Annotated in this window: 17 protein-coding genes; 5 read left to right on the top strand and 12 right to left on the bottom strand. The window is 56.3% G+C overall.

The features are described from left to right. Positions 1-89: 89 nt before the first annotated feature. Genes ACZ1G5_RS17750 through ACZ1G5_RS17740 form a run of 3 tightly spaced genes read right to left on the bottom strand, consistent with a single transcriptional unit; the run spans position 90 to position 3504 of the window. Entirely contained in the window at positions 90-1445 is a 1356-nt protein-coding gene (locus ACZ1G5_RS17750; protein WP_472734095.1) for a cytochrome P450, read from the bottom strand. Beyond that, the gene (locus ACZ1G5_RS17745) at positions 1442-2716 is read right to left on the bottom strand and encodes a hypothetical protein (protein ID WP_472734094.1); all 1275 of its coding nucleotides are present in this window, start codon (positions 2714-2716) and stop codon (positions 1442-1444) included. The genes ACZ1G5_RS17750 and ACZ1G5_RS17745 overlap by 4 nt, the downstream gene beginning before the upstream one ends. 32 nt (positions 2717-2748) lie before the next feature. Further along, positions 2749-3504, bottom strand: a complete 756-nt coding sequence (locus ACZ1G5_RS17740; protein WP_472734093.1) for a cytochrome c biogenesis CcdA family protein — start codon at positions 3502-3504, stop codon at positions 2749-2751. 105 nt (positions 3505-3609) lie between these two features. On the opposite strand from ACZ1G5_RS17740, the gene ACZ1G5_RS17735 reads away from it, so the two are divergent. After that, positions 3610-3837 carry a sulfurtransferase TusA family protein gene (locus ACZ1G5_RS17735; protein ID WP_472734092.1) on the top strand — a complete coding sequence of 76 codons (228 nt, stop codon included), beginning with the start codon at positions 3610-3612 and terminating at the stop codon, positions 3835-3837. On the opposite strand, the gene denD is transcribed toward ACZ1G5_RS17735, so the two are convergent. Then, entirely contained in the window at positions 3816-4784 is a 969-nt protein-coding gene (denD, locus tag ACZ1G5_RS17730) for a D-erythronate dehydrogenase (protein WP_472734091.1), read from the bottom strand. The genes ACZ1G5_RS17735 and denD overlap by 22 nt on opposite strands. Next, a complete protein-coding gene (locus ACZ1G5_RS17725) occupies positions 4784-7393 on the bottom strand; it encodes an Rne/Rng family ribonuclease (RefSeq protein WP_472734090.1) in 2610 nt (869 codons plus the stop codon). Before ACZ1G5_RS17725 ends, denD begins: the two co-directional genes overlap by 1 nt. A gap of 492 nt (positions 7394-7885) precedes the next feature. Between ACZ1G5_RS17725 and ACZ1G5_RS17720 the strand changes: the two genes are divergently transcribed. After that, positions 7886-8944 (top strand): sugar-transfer associated ATP-grasp domain-containing protein, encoded by a 1059-nt coding sequence (locus ACZ1G5_RS17720; protein WP_472734089.1) that lies wholly within the window; start codon positions 7886-7888, stop codon positions 8942-8944. Positions 8945-8971: 27 nt separating this feature from the next. On the opposite strand, the gene ACZ1G5_RS17715 is transcribed toward ACZ1G5_RS17720, so the two are convergent. The 6 genes from ACZ1G5_RS17715 to purC form a co-directional block, all read right to left on the bottom strand. Beyond that, complete coding sequence (locus ACZ1G5_RS17715; RefSeq protein WP_472734088.1) at positions 8972-10195, bottom strand: MFS transporter; 1224 nt, start codon at positions 10193-10195, stop codon at positions 8972-8974. 88 nt (positions 10196-10283) lie between these two features. Continuing rightward, positions 10284-11615: a sigma-54-dependent transcriptional regulator gene (locus ACZ1G5_RS17710; protein WP_472734087.1), complete on the bottom strand. Its 1332-nt coding sequence runs from the start codon at positions 11613-11615 to the stop codon at positions 10284-10286. 11 nt (positions 11616-11626) lie between these two features. Next, positions 11627-13381 (bottom strand): sensor histidine kinase, encoded by a 1755-nt coding sequence (locus ACZ1G5_RS17705; protein ID WP_472734086.1) that lies wholly within the window; start codon positions 13379-13381, stop codon positions 11627-11629. Positions 13382-13425: 44 nt separating this feature from the next. Then, entirely contained in the window at positions 13426-14094 is a 669-nt protein-coding gene (gene purQ / locus ACZ1G5_RS17700; protein WP_472734085.1) for a phosphoribosylformylglycinamidine synthase subunit PurQ, read from the bottom strand. After that, positions 14094-14324, bottom strand: a complete 231-nt coding sequence (purS, locus tag ACZ1G5_RS17695; RefSeq protein ID WP_472734084.1) for a phosphoribosylformylglycinamidine synthase subunit PurS — start codon at positions 14322-14324, stop codon at positions 14094-14096. The genes purQ and purS overlap by 1 nt, the downstream gene beginning before the upstream one ends. A gap of 14 nt (positions 14325-14338) precedes the next feature. Next, a complete protein-coding gene (gene purC / locus ACZ1G5_RS17690) occupies positions 14339-15103 on the bottom strand; it encodes a phosphoribosylaminoimidazolesuccinocarboxamide synthase (protein ID WP_472734083.1) in 765 nt (254 codons plus the stop codon). 134 nt (positions 15104-15237) lie between these two features. Here purC and ACZ1G5_RS17685 point away from each other — a divergent pair, with 134 nt between their 5' ends. Next, entirely contained in the window at positions 15238-15552 is a 315-nt protein-coding gene (locus tag ACZ1G5_RS17685; RefSeq protein ID WP_472734082.1) for a DUF1476 domain-containing protein, read from the top strand. A gap of 153 nt (positions 15553-15705) precedes the next feature. Then, the gene (bmt, locus tag ACZ1G5_RS17680; protein WP_472734374.1) at positions 15706-16722 is read left to right on the top strand and encodes a betaine--homocysteine S-methyltransferase; all 1017 of its coding nucleotides are present in this window, start codon (positions 15706-15708) and stop codon (positions 16720-16722) included. 255 nt (positions 16723-16977) lie between these two features. Here the strand turns inward: bmt and ACZ1G5_RS17675 are convergent, their stop codons facing one another. Next, entirely contained in the window at positions 16978-18060 is a 1083-nt protein-coding gene (locus ACZ1G5_RS17675; RefSeq protein ID WP_472734081.1) for a PA0069 family radical SAM protein, read from the bottom strand. A 134-nt stretch (positions 18061-18194) separates the two neighbouring features. Between ACZ1G5_RS17675 and ACZ1G5_RS17670 the strand changes: the two genes are divergently transcribed. After that, the gene (locus ACZ1G5_RS17670; protein ID WP_472734080.1) at positions 18195-18902 is read left to right on the top strand and encodes a corrinoid protein; all 708 of its coding nucleotides are present in this window, start codon (positions 18195-18197) and stop codon (positions 18900-18902) included. The last annotated feature ends 12 nt before the right edge of the window (positions 18903-18914 follow it).

Raw genomic sequence — 18914 nt, 5'->3', positions numbered from 1 at the left:
CATCAAGAAACAGGTCGTCAGACGTTTCATCTTGCCCAAAAATTCACGCGAATCGCGTGGTCTGTGGGCAAACTGGAAACAAAATGGTCTTAGCGCGATCTGATTCGCAGCCAAATTCCTGCCTCGGACCGCACCGTCAGGTGGGCCACAGGGACCGGTTCGCGCCCTTCAACGACATTAAATTCATAAGCACGCAACAGACCAGAAAGTAAGACAACACCCTCGATCAAGGCAAAACCAGCACCGGTGCAAACACGCGGCCCGGCCGAAAACGGAAGGTAAGCATCACGTGCGCAGGTCTTGCCATTCTCGGTGTCCCACCGCCCCGGATCAAACGCATCGGGATTGTCCCACATCCGGTTATGTCGGTGCAAATGCCATGGAGAGACGACAACCTGCGCGCCGGGCTTTACCTGACGTCCGCGAAACACCTCTGCCCGCGATGCCTCCCGCACCATCATCGGAACGGCCGGATAAAGGCGCAGCGTTTCACGAAACACATCACGCGTTTGCTTCAACTGTGCCAAATCTGAAAAGTTACCGCTGAACGACGCGGCCTCATTTGCCAACTTTGTCTGCCACTCGGGATACAGCGCCATTAGATAAAGCGCCCAAGCCAGTGCCGCTGCGCTGGTTTCGTGGCCGGCAAGAAAAAAGATCGCAACCTGATCCACCATTTCTTCGAGTGTGAAGCCGTCCCCGGTTTCAGGGTCCTTAGTCGTCATGATCTTCGTTGCCAAATCATTGGGCGCATCACCTGCTGCAATAAGCGCAAGGCGATCTTTGGTCAGTTTCGTGATCAGCGCGCGGATCTTCTTGGCCGTTGTCCGTGTCTCAGATTTAAAGAACCGCGGCATCCACGCTGGCCCTCGGACAAAAGCACCAAGGTTCAAGATTGGCTGTGTGCGTTGATAGGCGCGGAACGCCTCAAACACCTCTTGCGCGGTTTCATCTTCGATGGGAATTGAAAACAATGTCCGGAAAATCACGTCAGCGGCAATATGACTGGAGACGACCTCAATCTCCTGCGGCGTCCCATCGGCGCTGGCGGCCAGTCGCGCCACACCGGCCGCCCCCGCCGCACAGATCCCCGGAAACGTATCGCGCAAACGTCCCCCTTCAAATGCCGGATCAATTATGCGGCGTTGGCGCTTCCAGGTCTCACCATTTGTTAGAAAAACGCTGTTGCCCAACAAGGGCCGCAAGCCTGCGCCAATCCGATCTGACTTTGGGAAATGTTGTGGGTGCTTTGTCAGTACCTCTTTGATCAACGCAGGATCGTTGATCAAATAGCTGCGGAAAAACGGCGTGCGAAATTCCGCCATCCAAGCACGATACAGCTTGGCGGGCTGGGCTGACAAAATATCCTTGCGAAACAGGCGCATGTAGCGCCACAGCGATACGCGCTCAGGGCGCGATGGGGGTTTGGGCGGCAACGGCCTCATGGCATCAAAGAGGTGTATTTCGACACCGAGATGTCGATGCGCGAGCCTGACGGCTTCCGCCCCGCATATCGATCAGACAGAAACACCGGCCCGGCGGTAATCTGGAAATAATCATAGTCCTTTGGTTGATCGAAGGCGCAAAGATACTGAAAATGCAGACGGAAAAAGCGCCAGCGCAACGCCTTCCAGCGGGCCGGCGATAGGCTTTGCGTGAAAGCCGCCGAGATGACCAACGGCCAACGCTTGCCCGGTGGCGTAACGCCTGAGACGGCAACAGGATCGCACAGTGCAAAACAGCACCCGTCGCCGGGTGCCGACACATCAATCCATGTGACGTTCTCTTGCGTCGCCAACAGCGCCAGATCACTGCGCAAGCGCCGCGCACGGGGCAAGAAAGACACCATCGGCACAACCTGCCCCAGTGACAGGAACGCCAACTGCGGCCCATCGGGGCGCACATGTCCTGCGCGGATAACATCCGCAATGATCGAGACGGCCAGATGGGCACCGGACGAATGGCCCACAATCAACACCTCATCCACGTCTTCGCCAAGCGCGGCAGCAATGATCTGTCCAAACACGGCCATACGTTCTTCCAGTTCCGGCGGGTTCTCGCCACGTCGTTGGGCCGAATAGGCGTAGTCGTGCATCAGATAATAGGCGAACAGCTTGTTATCGCGCGCTTTGAACCAGCGCAGTATCGCAACAGAGATCGCGATGAACAGTCCCCATCTCAGACCCCAAAGGATCCACTCGAGAGTGACAAAAATCACCCCGTCCGTCAGTCCAATCCATGTCAGTGCGCCCATGACGATGCTTTGTAACAAACCACCGACAATTGCTCCCGCAGCCAGCGCCACGATCAATTGCCCCAGCAGCATCACAACCGGATAGAGCGCAGCAATGACCGGTCCTTTGCGCATCCACATCAACCGGCGCAAGGTTCCGGTTGAGATATAAACCCACGCCGTCTGGACAAGCTGCCAATAGGTGGCCGGGATTGATTGGGCCATGCTGTCGCGGACGATGTCAGACCAGACCAAAACGTCGATCTGAGACAGTACTGGCTGCCCATCTATGCGGGCCCCAACCGACCAGCGAAAAGACTGCTCCGATGTCTCGGCCTTCAACGCGATCTCGTACCCACTGATCTGCGCCTGCGCTGCCGCCTCCTTGCGATAAAGCTCACGATAACGTCTGGGGTGCATCGGATCATAGCCGGGAATGTGAAACACCCGCCGTCGACTGACCTGCCTTGATTGCGCGTTCATCGCCGTCCCTTGCTGATGCCTTGGACGCGAGGTTAGCCGATTAATGCCAGCGCTGGAAACCGTTCAAGCAACCAATAGCTGAATGCTGCAAACTGCCCTGTCATCATCATCAGACCAACAGTCCAAAGCAGCAGTCCAGAAACCTTTTCGATGCGGTCCATGTGCCGTTTCATCCAGGCCATCACACCTTTCAGGCGTGGGAAGAATGCTGCGACAAGCAGGAACGGAATGCCAAGGCCAAGCGCATAGACCGCCAACAAGATCGTGCCGCGCGACACGTCGGCCTCGGATGCGGCTAGGCTCAATATCGCGCCCAATATCGGACCCAGACAGGGTGTCCAGCCAAAGGCAAAGGCAAGGCCCAAAAGATACGCGCCAAAGGCCGAACCACCCTTATCGCCTGCATCAACCCGCAATTCGCGGTCCAGAAAGCCAATCCGAAAAACGCCAACAAAATGTGCGCCCAGAACCATAATCAGGGCGCCGGCACAGACGACAAACCAGTCCTGGACCTGAAGCATCATGCGACCCATTGTCGAAAATGCCAGACCCAGCAGCAAAAAGATCGTGGACAGCCCCAAAACGAAGAACACGGCAGACACAAACACGCGTTTACGTGCCTGGCTCGTTTCTTCCATCTCGCTGACAGAAACGCCGCCCATGTATGCGAGGTACGGCGGCACGACCGGCAAAACACACGGACTGAGGAACGACAAAATGCCCGCCAACATCGCGATGAACATTGCGGGCAATAGAGCTGCGTCAAAAATAAGAGCGGTATCAAGCATTCGGTCTTCCTTCGCACCCTACCTATGCGAGCACGCGCCGTAGGTCACGGCCCAAAATGTCACAACTTGGTGGACAAAATGAAACATCCCACCTAGGTCGGGCATATGACCTATGACGCTGATCTTGATGCCAAGGGGCTGCTCTGCCCCCTTCCCGTTCTCAAGGCGCGCAAACGGCTGCAAGACCTTGCATCGGGACAGATTTTGCGCGTTCTAGCCGATGATCCAGCCGCCATTGTTGACATGCCGCATTTCTGCGTTGAAGCGGGGCATGCTTTGGTGGGCACAGACGACACACCCGATGGGCAATTCTACTTCATCAAGAAGGCTTGATCGAGGATCGCGTCAAATTCGGGATCGCCAACAAACCCGAGCGATTGCGCGACGCTTGTATCAAAATACGTCGGCCACGTGCCGACGATATCAATGATCCGTTGCTCTGGTTTCATTTCAACCAGATCGGCGGTCGCATCCCCAGCCCGCCCGCGCAAAGCCGCGAGCATCGCATAGACCTGCACGCACAAACCCGGCACGTTGACAGCACCAAACAACGGCCAATCCTGACGGGCAACAGACGGCGCATGCCAAAGCGCTGCGACCGCAGCACCCGGCGATGCCACCCACATCGCCATTTCGGGCGCTACGGGGCAAACCGCCGGCAAACCCGCCAAAGGTTCGCGAATGATTGACGACGCAAAAGAAGACGCCGCCGCATTCGGTTTTCCCGGACGTACCATGACCGTCGGAAGACGCAGGGTGCGCGCATCAACCCAATCACGTCTGCGGTAGTCGGCCATGATCAGCTCGGCCATCGCCTTGGTCACACCATAGGTGTTTTGTGGCTGAATTTCTGTAGCCTCGGTCAAGGGCTCAACAGGATTGCCGCCATAGACGGCCAAAGAGGACGTGCCAATCACCGTCACGCCGGGTTGCACAGCACGTGCCGCCTCTAGAACCGCGTTTGTTCCACCAACATTGACCCGCATACCAAGGTCATAGTCCGCCTCTGCCTGACCGCTGACAACAGCCGCCAAGTGATAAACAAGTCGGACATCCTTCGGCATCGCGGCACGGACCGCCACCGGATCGGCAATATCTATCGCCGTGAACTTTGTATTCGAAATAACCGGGACGACCGCATTCGGACGGTCCCAAAGCTGGATGGTAGGGTGCCGCAAATGCTGTCCACCCGGCAACGTCACGCCATTTTCTGCGATATGGTTGGCGAGGGCTGCGCCAAGAAAGCCGCAGCCCCCAGTGATAACGATTGATGCTGACATCAGCGACCGAGCGACCACCAACCTTTGCGCTTGGGCTTTTCTGCCGCTGGTTCGGCCGCGGCGACTGGCTCTGGCTCAGGTGCGGGTTCAGCGACAGCTGTCTCCGGTTTCGCCTCTGCACTCGGTACAGCCTCCTCAGTCGCGGCTGGCTTTGGCTTCGCCCGGCTGCGACGTTTAGGTTTCGGCTTTTCCTCCGCTTCGGGTGCAGGTGCATCCTCCACAGCGTCCTTTGCCACCGCCACCTCTTCAACGGGCTCGGCCTTCTTGCGGCGTGTCCGTTTCTTGGGTGCAGGTTTTTCTTCCGCCACCTCTTCAGCGGGTTTTTCTTCCGCTGGCGCTTCGGTTGCGTCTTCCGCCTCAGGTTCGACCTTTCTGCGGCGTGTCCGTGTCCGCTTCGGCTTCTCTTCTGTCGTAGGCGCCTCTTCGGTTACCTGAGCGGCGGCTGGGGCATCTGTTTCAGCCTCGGCTTGCGGGGCCTCTGTGTTGCCATCGGCATTCTCTGAAGTCTCACCGTTCTGGTTTTCACCATCCCGGCCGCCGCCACCCCGACGCCGCCGACGCCGACGGCGCTTACGTTTGGGCCGATCCTCGCCTTCGGCAACCTCAGATGGTGCATCCTCGACCGGTTCCGCGTCCACAATGATGCCAGCGTTCTCATCAGCATCCTCGTCCATCATCGCAATGGAACTCACAAACGGCGCTGCATCAGGCACGACACGCGTGGCTGTCTTGAACTTTTCAATTGCAAAGTCAGGCGACACCAGCAACGGATCACATTCGATCCGCACGGACATGCCATAGCGCGCCTCGATGTCCGCGATATGTTCGCGCTTACCGTTCATCAGGAAGTTGGCAATCGAAATCGGTGCTTTGATCAGCACCTCTTTGGACCGGCCACGCACGCCCTCTTCTTCCAAGGCACGCAGGATAGACAAGGCCACGTTGTCATCAGAGCGCAAAAGCCCTGTGCCATGACAATGCGAACACATCTGGGTTGTCGCCTCCAACATGCCAGGACGCAGACGCTGGCGCGACATCTCCATCAGGCCAAACCCAGAGATGCGACCCACCTGAATACGGGCGCGATCAGTCTTCAGCTTGTCCTTAAAGCGTTTCTCAACCGCTGTGTTGTTCCGCCGCTCGTCCATATCAATAAAGTCGATAACGATCAGACCGGCCAAATCGCGCAACCGCAACTGGCGCGCCACCTCATCAGCGGCCTCCAGATTGGTTTTTGTCGCGGTTTGCTCAATCGAGCCTTCTTTCGTGGCCCGACCAGAGTTGACGTCGATAGCAACCAGCGCCTCGGTGATGCCAATGACGATATAGCCACCCGATGGCAATTGCACCGTTGGGTTAAACATCCCGTTCAGATAGCCCTCAACCTGATAGCGGGCGTAAAGCGGAAGCTGTTCGCTATAATATTTCACGTTCTTGGCGTGGGACGGCATGATCATTTTCATGAAGTCCTTGGCGGTACGATACCCCGCCTCGCCTGCGACAATAACCTCGTCGATTTCTTTGGAATAGAGATCGCGGATCGAGCGTTTGATCAGGTCCCCCTCTTCATAGATTTTTGCAGGCGCGGATGACTTCAAAGTCAATTCGCGGATCTGTTCCCACATACGCTGCAGGTATTCATAGTCGCGCTTGATCTCCGCCTTGGTGCGCTGCGATCCCGCCGTCCGAATAATCAGACCCGCCCCTTCGGGAACCGTCATGGAACCAGCGATTTCCTTCAGCTTCTTGCGGTCAGCAGCATTTGTGATCTTGCGGCTGATCCCACCCCCACGCGCAGTGTTCGGCATCAAGACGCAGTAACGACCAGCAAGCGACAAATACGTTGTCAGGGCCGCACCCTTGTTGCCGCGCTCTTCTTTCACAACCTGGATTAAAAGGATCTGGCGAACCTTGATGACCTCTTGGATCTTGTACCGCTTTGGGCGTGGCTTGCGCACTGGACGCACATCTTCGCTGTCGTCTTCTTCGGCGACACTTTCAATAGTTTCGTCTTTGCTTCTGGGATCAGACTTGGGCTGATCGTCATCATCGTCATCAGCCTCGTCATCATCATCGTTGGATGGTGTTTCCACAGGCGTCTCAGCGACCAGCTCCATAGGCGAGCTACCCTCAACACTTTCATCAAGGTCGATGGTTTCCATACCTGCGATATCACCAGAGGTCTCATCCTCTGGGGTTTCAACCTCGCCGGTCACAACAGCATCATCACTTTCCACTTCCGCGGCTTTCGCACGGCGACGACGACGTTTTGGTTTGGGCTTTTCTTCCTCTGCTTCCGCTTCGGCTTTCATCGCCTCGGCATAGGCTTTTTCCTCAGCGATCAGCGCCTCACGGTCAGCGACCGGGATTTGGTAGTAGTCCGGGTGGATCTCCGAGAATGCCAGAAACCCATGACGATTACCGCCGTAATCTACAAACGCTGCCTGCAGCGATGGTTCAACCCGTGTCACCTTTGCAAGGTAGATGTTGCCTGCAAGCTGACGCTTGAATTGGCTTTCAAAATCAAATTCTTCGACTTTGTTCCCGTCGACCACAACAACGCGGGTTTCTTCCGCGTGTGTGGCATCGATTAGCATTTTCTTTGGCATTTTGTCCGTTCGCACATAACCCCGGTCGCGCCCCTGGGGGCGCTGTTGTCCGTGCTATATGTCTAATGTTGGCGACTTGCGCGCGGGCTCTGCCAGCACCCCATAGGGTGTCTGCTTCTCGCCTGCTATTTCGCGCGCTTTGCATCGCGTTGCTCTCCGGTCCCACGGGGGACCCGTTCATGGCCCGGTCGGCGTTCGCCGCACAACCAAGGGCGTTCTTCTGACCCAAAGGCGGATCAAATCAGCTGAAGGGTCTTGATAGATGACCAAATACACTTCAGAGAATCTCATCGGATGGCACCGCGCGACCGTCGCGCGAACATCCGTACGCCATACATAGTAGAGGACGGGGCGATTTTACAATCCCAATCTTTCGCTGTTGCCGCCAAACGCGTCGGTGAACCCGAAAATTGTATTGTCGCGGCATCCACATCATGATTGTTTCAACCTCAAGAAGAAGGCGATTGAACAGCGGACGCAGGACTCTGGGGCATGAAATTCAAGGTATTGCGCAGGAAAGTCCGCGCCGGTTGGGCCACACAAAGAAAAGCACGTCGCCTCGCTGCGGCCCACCGCCGCTACAACAAGGGTGCGCTCGATGCTCTTGCGCGACAACAGGCGCCTCTCTCGTCTGACGCCCGAATGCTGTGCGATACATACGCACAAGACGCGTTGGGTTCGCTGACCTTTGCGCCCTGGCTCTACGTCTACAGTGCAATCGCCGGAGAGTTCCGCGAAGGCTGGATCCCGGAAAACTACTACAAGCAATATTACGTCGACAGATTGTCTTATCGCAAAATCGGCGCGCCTCGGGGGCTTACGAAGTATTTCTTTGAGAAAAACGCGCTGCCCGACATTGCCTGCCTTGTGGATGGTCGCGTTATTCTCGCCGACGGCAGGATTGCGCCCCAGAAATCTCTGTCAGCCGCGCTGTTTGTTTACGGCGACCGCATTATTTTCAAAGCTGATCATTCGCGACGCGGTCAAGGCGTGCGTTTCTTGAGCCGCGATACATTTGATCCCCGCGCGCTGCGCTCACTAGGAAGTGGCGTTTTCCAACGCATTGTCGACCAACATCCTGCGCTTGACCCAATTTCCCAACGCTCTTTGTCGACGCTACGGTTTACGACAGCACATGATGAAGATGGCCAATTTTCCCTACGTGGTGGCTTTGTCCATACTGGCCGAAACGCTGACAGCTTCGTTGCAGCAAAAACGGCGGTCCGCATCGCCTTTGATCTTGAAACGGGCCAATTATCCCAGACCGGGTATCAGCCCGATTGGACGCCGATTAACCGGCACCCCGACACACAGGCGACATTCAACGACATCACGATACCGCACTATCAGGCCTGCAAGGACCTTGCCCTCCGACTGCATCGTCAAATGCCATATGTGCAATGCGTCGGGTGGGACATCGCCATCGACCCCGCAGGCGACCCTTATCTGTTAGAGTGGAACACGGGTCACACAGACATCAAATTCAGCGAGGCGACACAGGGGCCATGTTTTGCTGATTTGGATTGGGCAGATCGCTGGCGCACGAGCTAGGGAATGGGGCGGACAGCAGGCCCAGATCTAATGCGCCTTTCGGCCATGACTGGCCTGACGCAAGCGACCGCCATCAAGCGCAAACAGCAACACGCCAGCACACAACCCAATCACGGCACCCGACCAGGCCGTTCCCTGATAGTCGGTAAAACCTGCCGCAGCCGCAAAGACTGCGGCCGCAACGATAGATCCGCCAAAATGCGACACCGACACCAGCGAAGATCCTGCCCCCGGCCTGTCGGCCACAAGGTCTTGGACGTAGCCAACGGTCACAGACAACAAGATACCGGCGCCGATGCCTGCCGGAATAATCATCCACCACCCCGCGCCCATGTTCGGCAAGGCCGCAAAACCTGCTAAAAAACCACTATAGACAACGCATCCAATCAAGATAGCAGCGCTTCTTGTAATGTGACGCAAGGCCATTGCAGCCAGCAACATCACCGGTACTTCCGTCAACGCCACGCCACCGGCAAACCATCCCACGTCCGCTTCGGCACCGCCAAGGTTGTTCAAAATCAAGAGACCCAGCAGGATATTATAAAGCCCGTTCACCCCAACGATAATCGCGATCAGGACAAGGCGGATCAGTACGCGCGGGCTGGACAGCTCTCTGATGGCAGCAAAGAAACCAATGCCTGATGTTTGGTTCAACGATGTCGTCTCTGCCGGCCATGTGCGGATGATCAAGCCCAGCACAACGGCGTTCATCACAGCGGAAAACCCATAAACCGCGGTCAACTCCATCCCTCCTGCCACTGCAATTGCAATCAAAGGTGGCGTCAGTCCGAACGCACCGGCAAAAGCAGCCCGCACCATCGACAGGCTCAGGTCTTTGTCCAGCCTGACATTGTTGCTGGCCGCCAAACTCGCCATCGCGAAATACTGCGTAAATGTCGTTGCAGCGATCGGAAACAGAAAGACATGCGCCAGAACGAACGTCGCCTTGGACGGCAGGAAAAAGACGCAGGCCGCAGCGACCAGACCAAACATATTACAAATGGCCAAAACGCTGCGGTATCTGCCGGATTGGTCGGTATAGATCCCGACAATGACTGACGCGGCAACGCTGAAAGCCGCACCAACGGTCGTGATCAAGGCGTAAATACCTCGTGAAAACCCGAGCTGTTCGATCCCTATCACCGACTGAAATGGCGTGATTGCCGCAACAGCGACACCCATCAGGGTAATTGACAGGAACGCCAACCGCAAAAGTCGGTCGTTCCAGGAAGCAGCAATCGCCTGCAGCATCAGCCGGGCCCTTTGTTAAGCAAGGATCAATCCGGACGAACACGCAGCCGGGATGGCGCCCACGTTTCTGGCAGGGCGCCCCCTTTATCTAAAGGTAATCAGACCGTTGCAAGCCATACTTCGCCATCTTTTCGTTCAGCGTGCGACGTGGCAAGCACAGTTCTTCCATCACAGAAACAATGGAACCCTTGTGGCGGCGCATCGTATTGTCGATCAGCATCCGCTCAAACGCCTCAACAAATTCCTTCAGCGGTTTGCCTTCAGTCGTCATTGCAGGCTTCATCTCTTCGGTATCCGCCATCAAAAGCGACGCGATTGAGCCAGTGCCGCGACGGTTTTGCAGAACTGCGCGTTCAGCGACGTTAATCAACTGGCGAACATTGCCCGGCCAAGGCGCTTGCAACAATTGGGCCGCCTCTTGTGCGCTGACTTCGGGCGCATCGCAGCCATATTCTTCTGAAAACTGCTCACCCAGACGCGTGAATAGCGTCAGAATATCTTCGCCGCGCTGGCGCAGCGGGGGCACCGTGATCCGCAAAGCGGCAAGACGATAGAACAAATCCGGACGCAGCACGCTTTCGCAGGTTTGATCCTGCTCTTGAAGGTTACAGATCGCCACGATCCGGGTTTCAGCAGGCGTGCCCTGATCATTGATCGCCGTCAGCAAGCGTGCCTGTAACGAGTGGCTCAGCGCTTCGATATCTTCCAGCACCAGCGTCCCGCCCCGTGCTTCTTCCATCGCCGGGATCGGTTCGTCGTCATTGGCGGGGCCAAAGATGATCCGGCCAAGGGTCTCTTCGTCATACGCGGAACAGCTTAGCAAAACGAATTTCTTGTTGGCACGGGCGCCGACCGCATGCAGGGCGTGAGCGACAAGGGTCTTACCCGTGCCTGTTTCGCCTTCGACAAGGACGTGACCATCGGCCTGCCCCAAATCAAGAATGTCTTCCTTCAGGCGTTCCATTGGTGGCGACTGACCAATCAGCTTTTTGATCAACGCGGAACCATCCGACAGTTCCTTGCGCAATGCACGGTTATCAAGGGTCAGACGTCGCGCTGACGTAGCCTTCTTGGCCAACTCAGTCATGCGGTCCGGGTTAAACGGCTTTTCAAGGAAATCAAACGCGCCGACGCGCATCGCTTCGACGGCCATCGGCACATCACCGTGACCTGTAATCATGATCACTGGCAACGAACTATCAACGCCCTTGAGCTTTTTGAGAAACTGCATCCCGTCCATGCCGGGCATCTTGATGTCGCTGACCACGATACCGGGGTAATCATTACCCAGCCCTTTCAACGCATCCTCGGCGGACGCAAAGGTTTCAGTGTCGAAACCCGACAGTGCCAACCATTGTGAAATCGACTGACGCATATCTTTTTCGTCATCGACAATTGCGATCTTCATGGCCTTGCTCATGATCTTTTTCCTTACTCTGCCGCGGCGACATCCTGCCTTATGGTCGGCAGTTGCACCTCGAATATAGCCCCGCCATCAACTGCATTCCGCGCAGTGAGACGCCCACCTAAATCGTTCACGATGCCCGAGGAGATAGCAAGCCCAAGACCGACGCCATCACCAGGTTGTTTCGTTGTGTAAAATGGTTCGAACAATTCATCGAGGTTTTCAATGCCCTCGCCATTGTCGCGAATTTGTATGCTGACAGACGCGCCCGCAGCCAGCAAAATCTCGACCGTGGGGTTCGACGATGATTTGGTCGCATCCAATGCATTGCGCAGCAGATTGATGATCACCTGCTCCAGACGTAGCCGATCTCCTAAAATCATCACCGGCTCATCCGGCAATGTGCGGATAATATTGACCGCACGGGTTTTCAATTGCGGCTCCATCAATGCAAGCGCTGTAGACACCGCAGCCCTTGTATCAACGGGTTCAAACGCATCAGCACCCTTGCGCGCATAGGATTTCAGCTGCCGGGTAATGGCACCCATACGTTCAAGAAGGTCATCAATCCGTTGAAAAGACGACAGCGCCTCTTCGGGGCGTTCGCGTTGCAGCAAAAGCCGTGCGCCCGCAAGGTATGTTTTCATTGCGGCCAATGGCTGGTTTAACTCGTGACTGACCGCCGCCGACATCTCACCCAACGCGGCAAGTTTCGAGGATTGCGCAATCGTCTGCTCGGCCACTTGCAGCGTCTTTTCGACCTTCTCACGTTCGGCAATTTCCCGCTGTAGCCTGCGGTTCAATGCGCGAAGCTCTGCTGACTCGCGTTGGAAAAATACTAACCGGGACGCAGTCCGGCGGGATGCAGTCCAGAACAACAAGGCAAGCAGGATCGCGAATCCCATCACCTCGAGCGCAAGAATCCCATTTACGCGTTCGCGCACAGAGGTGTAGGTCGTATAACTAACCATACGCCAGCCCTGGTGCGGCACACGCATCTCACGACGCAGCACCGCTTCTCCACGCAAGTAAGCATCGGCAGGCAATGCCGCCCACCCTTGTGTGGCCCGGATCGCTCGTTCAATCGCTGACGGGGCTGACTGCCGGGCAAGCGCGTCTTCTTCCAACAAACCGCGCCAACGCGGCTCTGTCGCCATGATGATTGTGCCCTCGCTGTCCATCACCAAGACGGCATCAGACACCCCCGCCCAGCCGGTCTCTAACCGCTGACCGTCGACCTCAACCATGATCACGCCAAGCAACTCGCCCCCAAACTCAATCTGGCGAGAATACACATAAGAATAGGCACCTTCGTCATTCAAATATGTCGTATAAACGGTCTGCGTATTCCGCAGGGCATCAACAAAATAGGGGGTATTGCGATGGTCGACACCAATTTGTTCGCGGTTTGTCGCGGCAACCGCACGACCTTCGCGATCCAGCAAGGTCAGTGAGGCGGCCCCAATTTCGTCGACAAAGGACAAGAGGCGCGCAGTCGAACGCGAATAATTGTCGCTTTCCAGCGCGTTGATCAGTTCGGGATCACGAGACAGCAATTGCGGAACAACCGAATTACGCTGCAATTCATTCATCAGGTTTGTGACGTAGAGCGCCAAGCGTACTTCAGAACGGTTGCTGATCGTCTCAGTAAAGCGCTGGGTCAACAGCTGATTGGATACATAGATCACAATCACCGCCAAAAGGCTCAGAACGAGTACAGACAGCCGCAGATACCATCTGCCACGCCCTTTAACGCCAGCTGTACGCTTAAACCCCAACATTTGCACAGTCTAGGGCCACACCCGGGCAGCAGCAAGCGCGCAGATCAGGCTTGAGCGAATTGCCCCACAAGCCCGCGGAAAAGCGCCTGCCCATCGGTGCCACCATGACCCTCGTCGACCGCGCGTTCGGGATGCGGCATCATTCCCAGCACACGGCGGTTCTCAGACAGAACACCCGCAATATCGGCGACAGAACCGTTAGGATTGTCAGTATAGCTAAAGGCGATCCGATCCGCAGACCGCAACGCGGCCAAAGTTTCATCATCGACGGTGTAGTTGCCGTCATGATGGGCCACCGGATATCCAACGGTATCACCGGCATTATACCCTTCGGTATAGGGTGATGCCGATGTTTCCACTTTTAGATCAAATGTTTTGCAGACGAACTTCAGGTTGGCGTTCCGCATCAAAGCACCCGGTAACAAACCTGTTTCAGTCAACACCTGAAAGCCATTGCAAACGCCCAGCACGTATCCGCCCCGCTCTGCATGGGCAACAACAGCCTTGCAAATCGGGGACTGCGCAGCAATCGCACCGCAGCGCAGGTAGTCACCAAAGGAAAAGCCGCCCGGCACCGCGACAAGATCAACAGCTTTCGGCAAGTTTGCGTCTTTATGCCAAACCATGCTGACGTCCGCCCCCGCCGCCTTGAGGGCTACGGCCATGTCACGATCACAGTTCGATCCCGGGAAAACGATAACGGCAGCGCGCATCACAACACCTCGACCTGATAGCTTTCAATCACCGTATTCGCCAAAAGCTTGTCACACATTTCGTTGATCGTCGCCTCGGTAGTGCCGTCAGCAAGATCAAGCTCGATCACCTTGCCTTGGCGGACGCCTTCAACACCATCAAATCCAAGATTTCCAAGCGCGTGGCGTACCGCTTCGCCTTGTGGGTCCAGAACACCGTTTTTCAACATCACATGTACACGGGCTTTCATCGGGTCTTGTCCTCTTAGTTGATCAGTGTCGGCTTGGTTGGGGCGTGGGTCACATTCGACGGCATAACGCCAAGGCGCTTTGCGACTTCAGTGTAGGCATCTTTCAGATCGCCAAGGTCGCGGCGGAACACATCTTTGTCGAGCTTTTGGCCCGTTTCGATGTCCCACAAGCGGCAGCTGTCGGGACTGATCTCATCAGCAAGGATCAGACGGGCGAAGTCATTGTCCCAGACGCGACCAATCTCAATCTTGAAATCAATCAGCTTGATCCCGACGCCATACATCACACCGGACATCCAGTCGTTCACGCGCAAGGCAAGGCTGACAATATCATCCATTTCCTGCTGTGACGCCCAGCCAAAAGCAATGATGTACTCCTCAGGGACCAACGGATCGCCCAGACTGTCGTCTTTGTACGAAAACTCAACAACCGGGCGCGGCAACGCGGTGCCCTCTTCCATCCCCATGCGTTTGGCCATCGTACCAGCCGCAAAGTTGCGCACGATCACCTCAAGCGGAATGATTTCGGCCTGACGGATCAGTTGTTCACGCATATTCAGGCGTTTGATGAAATGGGTGGGAATACCAATTTGGCCCAGGCCCGTCATGAAATACTCAGACAAGCGGTTGTTCAACACGCCTTTGCCTTCAATAACGGCCTTCTTCTCGGCATTGAATGCCGTCGCATCATCTTTGAAATACTGCACAAATGTGCCCGGCTCGGGACCTTCGTACAGAACCTTTGCCTTGCCTTCGTAAATCTTCTTACGGCGCGCCATAACAATCCCTTACCCCATACATTGCCCGCAGCAGGCCATGTCTTATTGGCGTCATAGTGCAAGCCCCCCTTGCGGGCAAGCACCCGTCGGGCCATATCTGGGACAACAGACATTCCAATCGAAAGGCCAATGCCATGAGCACCTTTGACGACCGCGAAAACGCATTTGAAAACAAATTCGCCCACGACGCCGAAATGCAGTTCAAGGCAGAAGCGCGCCGCAATAAATTGTTAGGGCTTTGGGCCGCCGCGTTGCTGGGCAAAACAGGCGACGCCGCTGATGAATATGCGAAGGAAGTCATCAAGTCCGACTTTGAAGAAGCCGGCGACGAAGATGTCTACCGCAAAGTATCCGGTGATCTGGGCGACAAAGCCGATGAAACCACGATCCGTACCAAAATGTCAGAATTGATGGTCGAAGCCAAAACCCAACTCATGAGCGAGCTGTAAGCCAGCTTTCCGCTTCAACAGAATAGATAAAACCGCGCATGTAATAGCGCGGTTTTATCATTTCGTGCATCTTTAATATGCAAGCTATGCATTTGCACTTGGGGTGCAGACATGGCACCGCAGACGACAACACATAGCAGAGCAGAGTATTTCATGACCAACGCGCTTTCGACATTGTTGCAGACCCGCGATTGGCTGATGGCAGATGGTGCGACGGGGACGAACCTGTTCAACATGGGGCTCATGTCGGGTGATGCGCCTGAAATGTGGAACGTCGATGAATCGGCAAAAATCACCGCGCTCTATAAAGGGGCTGCAGACGCGGGCAGTGATATCTTCCTGACCAACAGCTTTGGCGCCAACGCCTCGCGTCTCAAACTTCATGGCGCCGAGGGCCGGGTACATGAACTGAACAAAGCTGCCGCCGAAATCGGACGGGATGTCGCCGACGCATCAGGACGCAAAATCGTTGTTGCCGGATCCGTCGGGCCGACCGGTGAAATCATGGCCCCGATGGGCAGCCTGACACATGACATCGCCGTCGAGATGTTTCATGAACAGGCGGAAGGCCTCAAGGCCGGTGGTGCAGATGTACTTTGGGTGGAAACCATCAGCGCACCAGAAGAGTTCGCCGCCGCCGCCGAAGCGTTCGAAAAGGCCGCAATGCCATGGTGTGGAACAATGAGCTTTGACACTGCCGGACGGACAATGATGGGTCTGACGTCAGCAGATATGGTGAAAAAGGTTGGCAAACTTGCGCATCAACCACTTGGGTTTGGCGCGAACTGCGGCGTTGGCGCATCTGATCTGCTGCGGACCGTGTTAGGCTTTGCTGCCTCTGCCCCGACCCTGCCCATTATTGCCAAGGGTAACGCAGGCATACCCAAGTACCACGATGGGCACATCCACTACGACGGCACTCCTGAGCTGATGGCGGATTATGCGGTGCTGGCCCGCGACTGCGGTGCGACGATCATTGGGGGATGCTGCGGCACAACCCCTGACCATCTGCGTGCCATGCGCGCCGCGCTTGAGACCCGACCAAAGAATGCGCCGCCATCACTGGACCAGATCGCAGAGGCGCTTGGTGGGTTCTCATCCGCATCTGACGGCACAGATGGTGCAGGTCCCGCGGCCTCCCCACGTCGCGGGCGACGCCGGCGCGGCTAGGCTCACCTCGCTGGGGCGCTGCCCCCGCCTGCGGCTCCCCCGAGATATTTGGAAACATGTGAAGGTGAAGCGGGATGAAGGAAACCCCGCGTTAGCCATCAGACCAAGCGGGGCTTCTCACGTTACGGTCATCGGCTCCTCAGCCTGTACCGTGGCGTCAGATTGCCCAAAGCTGGTTAACAAGTGCTGAACACATCTTCTCATGTTCAAAAATACCTCCGCCGGAGGCTCCGTTGCGCCCAGCAATCCCGACCATCAGAAAAATGAAAGCTGATCGCCCGTTTGCGGCGGCGGCGCAAAAAGATCCGTCCTCAGCGGTGCCAAAGACCTGTCCAGCCCCAGTTTGCGCGTGGCCAGTTTGAACCGCTGCTTCATCATCGCGGCCCATTCGCCCTGCCCGACCATGCGGGTGCCGAAATTGGGATCATAGTCTTTGCCCCCATGCAATTCACGCACACGGCCCATCACCCGCGCGGCCCGGTCAGGATAGTGTTCGGCCAGCCAATCGCGGAACAGCCCAGCCACCTCGCGCGGCAGTCGCAAAACGATTGAGGATGCAGCGATAGCGCCTGCATCTTTTGCGGCTTCAAGGATCGCTTCTAATTCATGATCGGTCAGGGCAGGCACGACGGGCGACACCATCACACGCACCGGCACCCCCGCATCGGTCAGCCGCCGGATGGTCCGCAACCGGGCCGCTGGCATCGGCACCCGCGGTTCCATCGCGCGCGAGGTTGCGGGATCAAGCGTTGTGATCGAAATCCCGACACGCACCAGACCTTTGGCCGCCATAGGCGCAAGAATATCAATATCGCGTTCAATCAGCGTGCCCTTTGTGACGATACCGACAGGATGGTTGAAATCCCGCAGTACCTCCAGCACCTGCCGCATGATTTCCCGTTTCTTTTCAATCGGCTGATAGGGGTCCGTATTGGTGCCAATCGCCAACATCTTTGCGTCATAGCGAGGCTTAGATAATTCCTTGCGCAGCTGTGCTGCCGCGTTGGGCCGGGCAATCAGCTTAGTTTCAAAATCAAGGCCCGGCGACAGGCCCAAAAACGCGTGACTGGGCCGCGCAAAGCAGTAGATGCACCCATGTTCGCACCCCCGGTAGGGATTGATCGACCGATCAAACGATAGATCAGGCGATCTGTTACGTGAGATCACCGATCGCGCGATTTCATCTGTGACCTCGGTGCGCAGCACAGGCAGGTCTTCTTCCGCGCCCCACCCATCATCCACCGCCTCGGATCGTAACCTGTCAAACCGCACATCCGGGTTTGACGCAGCCGCCCGCCCCGGCGTGCGATGTGACTTCTGAACCGGTAAATCATCCATAATCATTATTAGAACGTTTCAAGAACATATACAATGACAGGTCGGTCACGATCATGGACGTGTCGGAAATCAGCAGGTAGCATAGCACAATTAGGCGCACTAATGTTTTTACAACCACTGCAAAGGCTTGGCCCATGTCCGACGAAGAAGACGACATCATCCTGTCTGAACTGAATGACGAAGACCTCGTCGCGCAAATGTTCGATGACCTTTACGACGGCATGAAGGAAGAGATCGAGGAAGGTGTAAACATCCTGCTTGAGCGCGGATGGGAGCCTTACCGTATTCTCACAGAGGCCCTTGTCGGTGGCATGACCATCGTTGGCCATGACTTCCGCGATGGCATTCTGTTCGTGCCAGAGGTGCTGCTGGCGGCCAATGCCATGAAGGGCGGTATGTTCATTCTCAAGCCTTTGCTGGCTGAAACCGGCGCCCCGCGCGTGGGCAAGATGGTGATCGGCACGGTGAAGGGCGACATCCACGACATCGGCAAGAACCTTGTGTCCATGATGATGGAAGGTGCCGGTTTCGAAGTGGTCGACCTGGGCATCAACAATGCGGTCGAATCCTACCTCGAAGCGCTGGAAACGGAAAAGCCCGACATTCTGGGCATGTCCGCCCTGCTCACAACAACGATGCCTTACATGAAAGTCGTGATCGACACGATGGTTGAGAAAGGTCTGCGCGACGACTATGTCGTGCTGGTCGGTGGTGCGCCACTGAACGAAGAATTCGGCAAAGCCATTGGCGCAGATGCCTATTGTCGTGATGCCGCAGTCGCGGTCGAAACGGCCAAGACCTTTATGGCACGCAAGCATAACCAAGGTGCCGCAGCCGTTTGATCTTACAAAATT

It is taken from the genome of Yoonia sp. JB2-21, from assembly GCF_055693545.1.
This window is presented reverse-complemented; position numbering and strand designations above follow the sequence as displayed.